The sequence below is a fragment of the Cryomorphaceae bacterium genome, from assembly GCA_007695365.1.
Classification (GTDB): Bacteria; Bacteroidota; Bacteroidia; order Flavobacteriales_D; family SKUL01; genus SKUL01.
The window spans coordinates 1-13,791 of sequence record REDV01000137.1; the positions used below are offsets into that span (position 1 = coordinate 1).

6 protein-coding genes are annotated in these 13,791 nt (G+C 47.2%); 2 read left to right on the forward strand and 4 right to left on the reverse strand.

What is annotated here, in order from left to right:
- The first annotated feature begins 343 nt into the window (after positions 1–343).
- Positions 344–1,594, forward strand: a complete 1,251-nt coding sequence (locus EA392_13870) for a hypothetical protein (protein ID TVR36970.1) — start codon at positions 344–346, stop codon at positions 1,592–1,594.
- A 66-nt stretch (positions 1,595–1,660) separates the two neighbouring features.
- A complete protein-coding gene (gene lgt, locus EA392_13875; GenBank protein TVR36971.1) occupies positions 1,661–2,503 on the forward strand; it encodes a prolipoprotein diacylglyceryl transferase in 843 nt (280 codons plus the stop codon).
- Between the two features lie 32 nt (positions 2,504–2,535).
- Here the strand turns inward: lgt and EA392_13880 are convergent, their stop codons facing one another.
- The 4 genes from EA392_13880 to EA392_13895 all read right to left on the reverse strand — a co-directional run bounded on the left by EA392_13880 (position 2,536) and on the right by EA392_13895 (position 13,460).
- Entirely contained in the window at positions 2,536–5,145 is a 2,610-nt protein-coding gene (locus EA392_13880) for a T9SS C-terminal target domain-containing protein (GenBank protein TVR36972.1), read from the reverse strand.
- 163 nt (positions 5,146–5,308) lie between these two features.
- Positions 5,309–7,933, reverse strand: coding sequence for a T9SS C-terminal target domain-containing protein (locus tag EA392_13885; GenBank protein ID TVR36973.1), 2,625 nt, complete (start codon positions 7,931–7,933; stop codon positions 5,309–5,311).
- Between the two features lie 94 nt (positions 7,934–8,027).
- Entirely contained in the window at positions 8,028–10,661 is a 2,634-nt protein-coding gene (locus EA392_13890) for a T9SS C-terminal target domain-containing protein (GenBank protein TVR36974.1), read from the reverse strand.
- Between the two features lie 66 nt (positions 10,662–10,727).
- The gene (locus EA392_13895) at positions 10,728–13,460 is read right to left on the reverse strand and encodes a T9SS C-terminal target domain-containing protein (protein TVR36975.1); all 2,733 of its coding nucleotides are present in this window, start codon (positions 13,458–13,460) and stop codon (positions 10,728–10,730) included.
- Positions 13,461–13,791 lie beyond the last annotated feature (331 nt).

Genomic DNA, 13,791 nt, shown 5'->3' on the forward strand with positions numbered 1-13,791 from the left:
ACTTCAACAAGAACCTCGCTACAGGAATGTACATGGTTCACATCGTTGTGGATGGCGAGCGCTTTGCTACCGAGCGACTGATTGTGATGTAATCTACAAACCTGACAGCGTCCGGAGAGGATCTGTCAGCGTTTGTTGAAACCAATAGAGAAGCCCCCGGCGAGCAATCGTTGGGGGTTTTTCATATCAATTTTCTCTTGATTTTGTTACGTTTGACACTTTAACCGAGAGTGAAACGCATTACCAAATATCACCCCTGGGGCACCCACGGCTATGACCCTGTTCCACCCCGACCCAAAAACAAAGATTAATTTGTGCAAGGGTTAGTTACCTTAGCACCACAATGCACCGCATACTTCGCCCAACAGTTGCTCTCCTCCTACGCGGTGGACTCCCGGCAGTTTTGTTAACTGCGCTGCTGATCAGACTTTTATTTGTGCTTGTAACAGATGATGCCCAGCGATGGTTCACCGATTCGAACCACTATTACCTGTTGGGCGTGAACTGGCTGAAGTACGGACAATTCACCATGTTTGTGGAGGCCGGTTTTCCCGAAAGCATACGCTTGCCAGGCTATCCGCTTTTTTTGGCCCTGTTTGGAGAAACGCTGGCCTACCCGGTGGTGATTTTGTTGCAATGCGTGGCGTCTGCGGCAACGATTGCGGTACTCTTTCACCTGGGCGTGCGAACAGGAATCGCCCGTCAGTGGGCTTTGGCAGCCTCGTGGTTTATGGCATGGATGCCCTTGGATATCATGTTGGCAGGAACCTACCTGAGCGAGACCCTTTTCAACCTGACTTTTTACGGCGGGCTGCTCTGTATCCTTTCTCTGCGAAAAGGCTGGACCATTACAGGAGGTGTTCTTTTTGGCGTGGCTGCTCTTACCCGCGGACAGGGCTTGTGGCTGGTGATACCTGCGATGATGATGGCCTACCATACAGTAGGACGAAAATCATGGCTGGCCGCAGCACCCTTTGTTTTACTGGTATTTCTGTGGATGATTCGCAATGAGCAGATGTTTAACCGCTGGTTTGTAACAGATGCCGCAACCGTGGTGGCTCTGCACTACAGCGTTCCGGCCACGCTGGCCAAAGCTGAGGGAAATGAAGCGGAGAAGCACTTCCAAACCTATCGGGGCTGGAGCGAGGGTACTGACTGGTCGAACCCTCAGGAGGTAAACCAATACATGGCCAAAGCACGTAGCGAGATTCGCCGGGTAATCGGCCAACATCCGGTTTCTTTTGCGCAGGTTTGGGCAAAAAACGCAGCCGGTATATTGCTCGCTCCCGGAAGGGGTATGACCACACATTACTTTTCGCTAACCGCCATTCAATGGGTGGTTTTGGGCATATCCGCCGCCATGGCCATGCTACTTCTTGCAGGAACATTCGGAGCCTTTGCAACATCCCTTTTTCAACCCAAAATGACAACGCTCATGTGGTTGATGATGGTTGCTATCGTTATTGGCAGTGCTTCTTTTTCTACCATTGACGCGCGTTTCAGAAGTCCGGCCGTGGTGGCTATGCTGCTGGCATCGGCCTGGTTTTTCCAAAAAGCGGCAAGCAGGTGGAGTGTAAAACAGAGACCGCTCTGAGAAGCAAAGCCGTTTGTGGTTTGTTGAGTTCCGTTATCTTCGCAGCTTAACCCAACCGAACAGCGCATGGTTCTGAACTACATTGAATGGAATGTTACCCCCTGGATTTTTGAAATCGGGGATTTTCAACTGCGTTGGTACGGGCTGCTGTTTGCTGCCGGGTTTATGATTGGTTTCTACCTGCTGAAGCGCATTTTTGAGCACGAAAATGTGCCCCTCGACTGGCTGGATAAAGTATTGTGGTACGTTGTAATCGGAACTGTGGTAGGCGCTCGTCTGGGCCATGTATTCTTTTACGACTGGGATTATTACTCGCAAAACCTGGGAGAAATCGTGAAGGTATGGAGGGGCGGACTTGCCAGCCATGGTGCCGCAGTGGGAATCATCCTTGCGCTCTATGTTTATTCGAGAAAAGTGAGCGGAAAATCCATCCTTTGGATTCTGGACCGCGTAGTCATTACCGTTGCTTTTGCCGGTGTGCTCATTCGTTTGGGCAACCTGATGAATCATGAAATTGTGGGCGATGTAACGAACGTACCCTGGGCCTTTATCTTTACCCGTGCTGACCTGTATTTGCCCGATGGAACACCTGATTTACGTCCGCGCCATCCGAGCCAGATTTATGAAGCGCTGAGCTACTTGTTTTCCTTCGGACTGCTTTACTGGATGTACTGGAAAGCCCGCGGAGGCCAGTATCTGGGCCGGATTTTCGGGAGCTTTCTGGTGTTGATTTTCGGATTCAGGTTTATCATTGAGTTTGTGAAAGAAAGCCAGGGAGGATTTGAAAGCGCTTTGGGCGATGCGCTCACCACCGGGCAATGGCTCAGTATTCCGTTTGTGCTGGCGGGCGCTTATTTTATTGTGCAATCGGGCAAGAAGCCGCTTCCGCAAGATTCCAGCATTTCGTAAAGCAATTTTAGCTTCGCAGATTCATTTCCGGCCTATCTCGCAATGACCATCAGCGGATACCGGTGTGTTTGGCCAGTACCGGATATTTCCAGAATGTAGGTCCCTGCGGCTAAATCGGAAATTTGCAAAGAGGCTTCCGGTAAGGCAAATGAACCCAACTTCACTTGTCTGCCCGAAGCATCGAACAAGCTGAATCCATACTCTCCCGAAAACGGACCTCTGATGTGAACGACATCACGGGTGGGATTGGGGAAAATGCGCCACAAATGGCCATTGGTGTCATTCACTGAAGCCGGGCCTTCCACAGCGAAAGATTTTTCTTTTTGACACGCATGGTTATCGCTCACTGAAACCGAATAATCTCCTGCGCCGGCACCCCACAAAATAAACCCGCTGCTGCCGGTGCTCCAGTTCACGGAATAAGGTGGGGTTCCTCCCCAAACCGATATTCCGACATCGGTGAGCGCTGCGTCGTTTGCGTTTGGCATCATAAAAAGGTAAAAATCAATGGAATCTGGTTGACTGATTGAGAAGTCATGCCACACTTCACAACCTTTGCTGTCTGTCAACAGAACTGAATACTCTCCATCCGGCAGAGAATCCGGATTAGAACCCATCCATTCAAACTCATAAGGTGGAACGCCGCCAGCCACCGACAATTGAGCTTTACCGTCTGAACCACCGAAGCACTTTACGTTGCTCACCTGAAGTATGGTCTGTAATGGTGGTGGTTCAAACACGTGAACAGCACCATCAAAAAAGCAACCGAAAATATCGAGCCCTTGATAGCTATATGTTCCTCCCGGCAAATCACTGACTTCGGTACCTGCGGCCCCATTCGACCAATTCACCTCTTGTGGTGAACCGGTACTGAGCTCAAGGATAACTAATCCATCAAGTTCTCCGTTGCACGACACGTCTGTTTTCAGTACTTCAACTACGGTGATGGGTGCCACAAAAACGTGAATCGTGTCGGATACAGCCGAAAAACCGTATTCATTGAACACCTCTACCCAATATGTACCGCTTTCAAAAACGGTAATGTCAGATTCGGTACTGCCATCACTCCAAAAATATCCATGGTGGTTACCGGCTGATAAGATTACTGAATCTCCCGGGCATAGTATCTCACTGTGAGATGCCTGGATCTGAGCTTCGATGGGAAGGGTTGCTCCTTCTATCAAATGCAGATGCTGGTTGGCATCCAGATCATAATACGTCTCTACCAAGCCCCTGCTCCAATAAATTTCGAGTGAATCAACCATTTCAGACTGCCCAAGACCAAAAATTCTTCGCATGCTGTTTTGCCGAAGAAAATCATCGCCACTTTGAACATATCTCCGCATAACGTGCTCACCATTGTAGCAGACTATCAGACTTCCCACCGCATCTCTATTGGAAAAAGTACCTTGCAACTGAACAGACAAATAGTTGTTCTCTTTGGGGGTATTTTGCATCAACCGGCTGTTGAATGGTGGGCGTGGTTGAAGAAAAAAGTCAGGATAACCGTCGTTATTGAAATCGCCCATAGCGCACGCATACCCTTCTGACAGCATGGTCCTGACTCCGTATTCCAGACTTAAATCGGTAAAAGAACCATTTCCATGATTTTGAAAAAAGAGTCCTCCCTGAGGCGCAGCCATGGTGGAGGTTTGTTGAACAATAAGATCTTCGGTCCCCACATTGTCAACATCCATCCAAATGGTACTCCAACCCGAAAAATTCATGTACAAGCCGGATTGAGCCCCGAGTGACTGAAACCACTGACCTTGCTGATTTTCGAAGAGATGAATATCCTCTGTATCAGTTATCACCATATCAAAAAAACCATTGTGATTGTAGTCCGCAATGGCACCAGACATGGCGTCGAGGTAAACGCCCATTCCTGTTTCCTCTGAAACGTCGGTAAAAGTGCCGTCACCATTATTCATGAACAGCCGATTCGGATAGTTGTATTTGTCAACAATCAGAAAAAGGTCTTCCCATCCATCGTTGTTGTAATCGAAAAAAACAGGTTGAAAAACAGGAGCCTGCACATACCCCACTCCCGAGGAGAGGGTCACATCCTGGAAGGTGCCATCACAATTTCCTTTATAGACCATGGTAATTTTGGTGAGATTCGGAAAGTCTTCGTCTGTATGAAACTTTGCGATGACCAAATCCAAGCAACCATCCTTGTCAAAATCGGCAAATGTTGCACCGGTGTGGCCGCCATATTGCTCATACAAACCCGAGTTGGCGGTGACATTAGTGAATGTCATGTCTCCGTTATTCATCCAAATTTCAATGGGGTGAAAAAAACGGGTAATGAGCAAGTCAGCATGACCATCGTTGTTTACATCACCCCATAAAACCATCGAGGCAAAGCCTGTTGAAGATGGAGTAATTCCAAGGTCGATGGGTTCAAAACCTCCCCCTACATTCTTGTAAAAATGCACTTCCGGACCACCGGTCGCAACTGTGAGATCATCCCAGCCGTCGCCGTCGAAATCGTATGCACTCACGCCATCTAAGCCTTGAGAGACGTTGATCTGGTAAGCTACACCGGCAGAGTCGGAAACATCCACGAGTTGACCGTGACTCCCTGTCGGAAAACCCCACAAACAAGCACACAAAAGCAATAAGGTTGACGTTTTCATCATCCGCTTAAGTATTGCTTGCAGGCTTTAAGAAATGACACCTCGAACAACGGTGCTACACGTGGTAAACGGCTTTAAAAAAAACCGTTGCCTCTTATATTCAGTTTTTTCCTTTTTTCCTCAATTCAACAGTACTCAAATATGCATTGGCCCAGGCTGAAACACGTCAGTATCCATTCACCACCAGTTGAATGGAATGCCATTGGCCATGATTGGCGATTTGCAAAAAATAAACTCCGGCAGGTAAATCACGAACGGAAACAGTAGCCCGGGGAAATGCAAGCGTCCCCTCGCGGATGAATTTTCCGGCGACACCCAAGATGCGATAAGCATGGTTTCCTGTGAGTGGTGCCGAAACGTTTACCAAATCACGGGCCGGGTTAGGGAAAATCTGCCATGATGAACCCAACGTGTTATGGGTAGAGCTGGGACCGGGAATAGTGAAATTCTGTTCTTTCTGGCAGTTATTCATGTCACTCACCAATACCGAATAATCTGAAGGGCCCACCCCCCACAAAATAAACCCACTTTGGCCCGAGCTCCAGTTAACAGCGTAAGGCGGGGTACCTCCCCAAATGGAAACGCCTACATCTGTGAGTGCAGCATCCTCGGCGTTAGGCATCATAAAGAGGTAAAAATCGATGGAATCGGGTTGGGTAATTTCAAACTCCGCACTCCACTCACACAGGTTGTTATCCTGCACCAAAACAGTATAAACACCAATGGAGAGAGAATCCGGATTTTCACCTTGCCAATCAATATTGTAAGGCGGTGTGCCTCCGGTAATATTGACCACAGCCGTACCGTTTGCTTCACCAAAACACAACACATTATTGAAGCTGTGCTGGGCAATAAGCGGTGGGGGCTCTGCAACAGCCACCGCACCCGAAACGTGACAACCATTGGTGTCCAGCGCACTAAATGTGTACACGCCCCCACTCAGCTCGCTAAGAAAATCATCGGTGTGACCATTATTCCAGAGCACATCTTGCACCGGGCCAGTATTCACATCGAGCAGCACGCTTCCATTGGCAAACCCGGAACAGGTTACGTGGTTCACAAGCAAATTCACTACAGGGGCAGGATATACCTCCACTTCCACCGGAAAGGAAGTGATTTCGGCACCAAATGTATTGGTCACCACAACCGAATAGATGCCGCTTTCGTGTACGACAATCTGTTGGGTGGTATCACCTGTATTCCACAAAAAAGTCTCGTATAAACCGGCATCCAGCATCACAGAATCGCCATGGCAAAACTGTGTAGCCCCCATCACCGCAGGCGTAAAAGGAAGACTCATACTGGCACCCTCAATCAGGTGGAGGTGTTGATTGACATTAAGGTTGTAATACTTTTCAACCGTACCCGAGTTCCATTCTAATATCAGAGAATCTACCTGTGCAATCTGACCAAGACCAAAGATCTTCTTAGATGAGTTCTGTCCAAACAGATTTTCGCTGCTCAGGGTAAAACGCACATATTCCTTACCGCCGGCGTAGCACTTCATCCAGGTGCCGATGGCATCGCGGTTCGCAAGCACACCTTGCAGCGAAACGGACAGATAGTGATTACTACCTCCGTTGTTAAGGTAGAGTCTGTTCGGGTTGGGGTACCTGCTTGAAACGGCAAAATCGTAGTATCCGTCATTGTTAAGGTCACCCATGGCAGCCACAAAACTCTGTGTAGGGAACTGTGCAATGCCCATTGAGCTGCTCACATCAACAAAGGGTTGTCCGATTCCCTGGTTTCTGAAAAACTCATTTTTGTAAGTATTGGGCCAAACGTTCTGCACGGTGATAAAAAGGTCTTCCCACGAATCATTATCGTAGTCGAGCCACAAGCTTCCCCAGCAGCTTTTAAACGACTGCACGTTGTATTGCGCAGATACATCCGTAAAAGTCAGATCGCCGTTGTTTCTGAAGAGCATGTTATAGGGAACAGGATTATTGGCAACGAACACATCCAGGTCTCCGTCGTGGTCAAAATCTCCTACAGTTCCCGACATCGCGTCTATGGTCAGGTCCATGCCGGATGACTGTGATATATCGGTAAATGTCCCGTCGCCATTGTTCAGAAACAGGTAATTTGGAAAAACCGTGCGATCCACAATCATCAGCAGATCTTCCCAACCGTCGTTATTAATATCGAGAAAAACAGGCTGAAACATCAGGTAAGGTGGCATTTCCAGGCCGGTTTCCTGCGTAACGTCCATAAAAGTTCCGTCGCCATTGTTGCGGTACATACGGCAGGTATTTTCCGGTATAGCAGGCTCATTCAGCGGGTGTGTGGTAACAAAGAGGTCGAGATGTCCATCGTGGTCGTAATCTACGAAGGCAGCGGCCATATGCTTGATGTTGAGTTGCACAATTCCCGCACTGGAGGCCACATTGGTAAAGTTGAAGTTACCATCGTTTTGCCAGAGTTCAACCGGGCCCGGAAACCGGGTAATGAGTAGGTCCGCATCACCGTCGTTATCGTAATCGGCCCAAACTACTGAAACAATATAACCACTCCCAAAACTGGGGATAGTGAAAGGTGCTGTATCCAGGTTTCCCTGGTTATTGATGTAAATGGCCGGCGGGGTGTGGCCCGTACTGATGGTAAGGTCATCCCAGCCATCACCATTGATGTCGTAAAAGCTAATGCCCGTTCCCAGTACATCACCCATCGTGTTGATGGGATAGTTGAGGCCGGTCTGAGCCGAAATATCGCTAAACTGCTCCTGGGTGAACGAGACACCTGGAAAGAGCAACACCCACAATAATGCCCAGGCGAGGGCTGTTGTTTTCATAGTTGGTCGTACACATGTTGGCTTGCAGGTAAGGAAAAACAATGCAATTGCTTATCCTTGTTTTGAGAACGTTAAGAAGGTGAAAGGTTGCCTGCTATCTCGTAATCACGACACGAAAGACATCCATCTCTAGATTACGGGAAATCCGAATCGTGTACATGCCCGGCGAAAGCTTGCTTACATCAATCGGCTCGTTACAGGAAATACCACTGGAGTGCAATACGATGCGCCCCGTGGCATCATGCACTACCCAATCAATCATATGATTTTTACAGCCTTGTATCCACACCCATTGCCTTGTTGGGTTTGGGTATAAACTCAACGTTGGCATGTGCCCGGGTTGAATATGGGTGGTGGCATCAATTTCAAACTCCAAAAAGACTTCGCATTGGTTGCTATCCGTCACCCACACGTGGTATATTCCAGGAGGCAAAGCATCCAGAGAAGACGAATCAATGACCCCATTGCTCCACTCAACCGAGTAGGGGGGAACTCCGCCTGAAACATCTAGTTCTGCAGAGCCGGACGCTTCATCCTCTGCGGAGGGTGAGGTACTCACATCTGCTATCAGTGGATCAGGCTGATCAATGGTAAAGTTCAGCACCCATTCGCAATTATTCTGGTCTGTTACTGAAACCTCAAAATTCCCAGCCGGTAATTGCGTTGGATTAAAGTCTCCCCAATCTATGCTGTAAGGAGGCGTTGCTCCGGTCACGGAAAGTGCTGCGCCCCCGGTACTTTCGCCAAAGCACAACACATCAGTTGTTTTGATGGAGTGTTGAAACGGAGGGGGTTCCGGCACATAGACGTTGCCTTCAATAGGACAGCCGGCACTGTCGAGCCCTATAAAGGAATACACTCCTTCGTTTAAGCCATCCAGTAGAGTGCCCATAGCTCCGTGATTCCAAATGACCTGTTGGGGTGTTCCGGTTGAAGCTAGCAATTGGATTATGCCATTCGATTCACCGGGACAAACCACTCCTGAAACATTGAGAGTTACCTCTGTTTCGGGTAGCACTACTACTTCAACTGTATCTGATAAAGCGTGTAAACCAAATTCATTCCACGTAGTAAGGTGGTAAAGGCCGCTTTGGCTTACAGTGATATGTTGGGTGGTATCACCGGTGTTCCAGAGGTAGCTGAAATGATTCCCGCTAGAAAACAAAACCAGGCTATCCCCGCTGCATAAAATTTCATTCGGTTGATGATGCCCCAGTAAAGACACGGTATGCGTTTCGCCTTCCTGAAAATAATAATGCTGATTCGCTTCGAGGTTGTAGTACTTGTCTGTGTGGCCACTCAGATACTCAACGTGCACGGAGTCTACTGCAGAAGCACTGCCCAATCCGAAAATATGATGCTGGGAGTTTTGCGAGATATAGTTTTCTCCGCACATGGTATATTGAGTATACTGCTGACCATTTGAGAAAACCCTTATCCATGACCCTATGGCCATCCTGTTGCTAATGGTACCCTTAATGGTAATCTTAACAAAGTTGTTCTCGTTTCCACTGTTCAGCCATACATTACTTTGATAGGGGGCTATGGAGTGCGTAACGAGGTCATAAAAACCATCATTGTTCAGGTCACCCCGGGCCACGGAATAGTTGCGCTGCACAAGCATATTACCGAATACCGTGCTGTCTGGCTCAAAGGTATGATCCGGAAGTTGTTTCACGAAGATGTCTTTATATACCGGAGCGTTTTGTACAATGGGTGAGGTAGCAATGTACAAATCCTGAAGGCCGTCGTTATCGTAATCCATCCACAACCCACCCCATGAAAACTCATGAAATGCAACTCCTACATCTCCCGAAACATCTGAAAACGCACCGTTACCACTGTTTCTCAACAAGGTGGTTGTGACATCCAGTGATGGGTTATACGTTGAATTGGTCATAAAAACATCGAGAAATCCATCATTGTCATAGTCTCCCACCGTGGCAGTCATGGGATGCCCTTGGGCGAAAGAGGAATTAGATTCGGCTGTTGCATCGGAAAACATAGCGTTTCCCATGTTTTTGTGCATGATGTTATCAAACAATGTACGGTCATTAATCTCATATATGTCGGGCCAACCATCCATATCGTAGTCAAAGATTACCGAGAGGAAAGTTGGACGCACAGTATTGTTGAGTCCGGATTCGAGAGTCACATCTGTAAAAACGCCCTCACTGCTACCTAAGAAGAGCAAGTTATATTTTTGGTGATAGGGATGGTGCGGCAGTCCAGAGTAACGGGATATATAAATATCGAGAAACCCATCCCGATTTACATCCGCTACAGTAACCCCGTAGTTGAATGCCGGCAAATTAGAAAGGCCTGCCATATCTGTTACATCCGTAAAATCAAAATTTCCGTTGTTCCTGAGCAAGTAAAATTTGCCCTCAAAAAATGACAGAAAAAGATCAAAGTGCCCGTCGTTATCGTAATCAACCCATAAAGCATTTTTCAACATTCCCGAATCCGGCAGGGGAAGTGCATGCCTTGTAAAAACACCTTCATGATTGAAATATATCAACAGTGAGTCATAATCCCTGGCATAGGTAATGTCATCCCAGCCGTCCTGGTTGATATCAAAAAAAGACACTCCTGCTCCCCAATTATTGGCACTGTTGTACTGCGGATTGATACCAAGCTGATTGGCAATATCTGCAAACTGTTGCCCCACGGAAATATTGGCACAGGCCAATATGATGAACAAGATTCTGAATGGGTACCTAATCATGATTCCGGTGTTACGAGCTGATTGCAAAAATGTTTCGAATGACCAGAGCTAAGAATTGGCATGCTTTTAACGACTAATTAGCACCTTGCGCACAACAGAGCTTGCTCCGGACAAAATGTGGACGAAGTACAAACCATCCGGCAATTCCGACACATTGAGAGATTGGCCATGGGTTAATAAAGTTGCGTGACGTACCGCCCGACCCGATTGGTCAAACATTCGAATGGTGGCCGTGCCTGTAAAACAGTTCTTCAGGAATACTGTGTTATTTGCAGGGTTCGGAAAAATCAAGCATTCTTCACTATCCGGGCTTCCAATACCGGTTGAACCATCAACACTGAAATAAGCCGTGTCGGTACAGTTGTTAAAATCCTGCACCGCGACATAATAACTTCCCGGAATAAGACTATCTACCAACAACGAATTAACTGCACCGGTGCTCCAAACCAAAGAATAGGGGGGTACGCCACCAGATATACTAGCCTGTGCGCTCCAGTAGTTTGATGTACCCGGGATTTGATCTACAGAGATATCCAGCAGAAGCGGATCAGGCTCATTAATAATGTACGGGAAACTTAATTCACAGCCATTTGCATCTGTTATGGTTGCAACATAATTACCGGCAGGAATATTTTGGTTATCCACTACGTTCCAATCAACAACATAAGGAGCCACTCCACCCGTAATCTGAAAATAGGCGCTTCCTGTTGAATCCCCGTGGCAGCTAACATCTGAAACCACCGCATCTGCAAGAAGTGGAGAAGGTTCGCCAACTGTAGCATTTCCACTCACCGGGCAGCCAGACAGGTCAAAGCCACTAAAGGAGTAGATTCCACTGGTTAAACCAGAAATAACTGGTTCCGACTGACCCGACAACCATTCAATATCAACAATATCACCTTGACCCAGAAGAACTTCGATTTCGCCATCCCCACCTCCGGCACAACTTACATGGGTAACGTTGACACTAACCTCATCAGCTGTTAAAACTGACACCTGAATCACGTCTGAGGATGCTGAAACGCCGTACTCATTCCATACCTGCACAGCATAACTACCCGGGGCCGTTACAACCAAAAACTCAGCTGTGTCTCCCGTGTTCCAGAGGTAAGCCTGGTGACTTCCCGCCCAAAGAATCAAGGAATCGCCCTCACAAAATGTGGAAGGCCCGGAAGTATCAATAACTGCTTTGTAGGTATCGCCCTCTGTGAAATAATAGTGCTCATTTGCAACAAGGTCATAGTAGGTATCTTTATGACCGCTCAGATAATGTACCACCACAGAATCAACCTGGTTTATGTCTGCAAGTCCGAAGATATGATGCTGGGAATTCTGAGATAAATAGTTCTCACCACAAAGGGTATAATGCGTAAAGGTTTGCTCTCCGGCGTGCACATAGACCCATGAACCAATTGCCATCCGGTTGGACACCTGTCCTTGCAGGGTAACCTTGAGGAAATTGTTCTCATTTCCGCTATTCTGCCAAAGAAGAAAGTTTGCATCCTCAATATTTTGAACCACAAGGTCGGCAAATCCATTGTTGTCGATATCGCCTTTGGCAACTGCGAAACTTGAGAATACATGATCACCCAAAAATACGCTCGTTGAATCAGAAAAGTAAAGCCCTTCTTCACTAAAGTAGAAGTGATTAGGAAGCAACGGAAAAAAATTGCTGCTTCTACCTGTGCAAACGTACAGGTCCTGATAGGTGTCGTTGTTATAGTCTATCCAGGTTGCGCCCCAGGATAACTGGTCGAAATCCACTCCGTATGCATTGGCTGCTTCGGTGAATGTTCCGTCAGCATTGTTTTTCAAGAGCATTGAAAGTTTTTGATTGGGTGGGGTTCCCGTTCCGGTGTTGGTCATGAAAATATCCAGCCAGCCATTGTGATTGAAATCGGCCACGGAAATGGTCATCGGATCATTTCCTGCAAACAAGGCACCTGCCTGTTGGGCCACATTTGTAAAAGTACCGTCTCCGTTGTTTCTGTAGAGCGAATTATTCCAGGCACCTCTATCATTGATTACGTAAAGGTCCTGCCATCCATCCTTGTCGTAATCAATCCAGGCAGCCTGAAATGAAGGCTGATTTCCATCAGATACACCTGCCTGAAATGTCACATCCGTAAAAGTTCCGTCTCCGTTGTTCCGAAACAGAAGATTCACAATCTGGGTAGTTGGCGGATCCATGCTTCCACCATACCTGCATACGTACAAATCCAGAAACCCGTCGTTGTTGTAATCACCAAAGGAAATACCGTAGTTGGATGCAGCAACATTCTCTAAACCCGCACTGGTTGTTATGTCCACGAATTCAAAGTTGCCGATGTTTTCATACAGCCGGAAGTTATTGAATCGCGTACTCAGCGCGATATCATAGTCGCCATCGTTATCGAAGTCAACCCACAGGAACTGCTTATTCCTGCCATTTACATGTATAGGAGCCTCAATCTTTTCGAACTGCCCTGCATTGTTAAGAAAGAAAGAAATACTATCGAATTCCTGCGTGAGCACCATGTCATCCCAGCCATCGTTATTAAAATCGAAAAAGCAAACCCCGCTTCCCCATTTGTCGGTGCTTTGAAGACTGTGATACAATCCTTGCTGGTCAGCGATATTGACAAAGCTTTGAGCCCGGAGGTTGATGTTCGGCACCATTACCAGCAAAATCAGCGAGAAGCCGCACGCAACGCGCAATGCGGGCTCAAAGCGCCTCAAAGCCATGCAAACGCACCTAAAATGAGCCCATGTTTTTAACATAGGCATGCCACGCAGAAGCAGGTCAATGAACTTAGACATCCAATATTCAGTAAATTAACAGGAAAAGCAGTAGTCGTTTTCGCAGTGGTGCTGTTTGTTTCCGGAAGGTCAAAGATACGGCAATAAGGATTAAATTACTTTAGACCAACACACAAAAAACTCCGAAGCAAGGCCAGGAACCATAGACGAAGGCACTTTTAACCAACTCCAGACAATTTTGATAAGGTGGCACTTTAAATGAAACTGGAAAATTTGGACACTGCAATCTTATGTCTATCCTTGCATCAGGCCCGTATAGAGCCAAAACTCTGTTTTGGGTCCAATAAGAAAATAGCCCTATGTTGTTAGTAAGACTCTCAAAAAAAAAAAA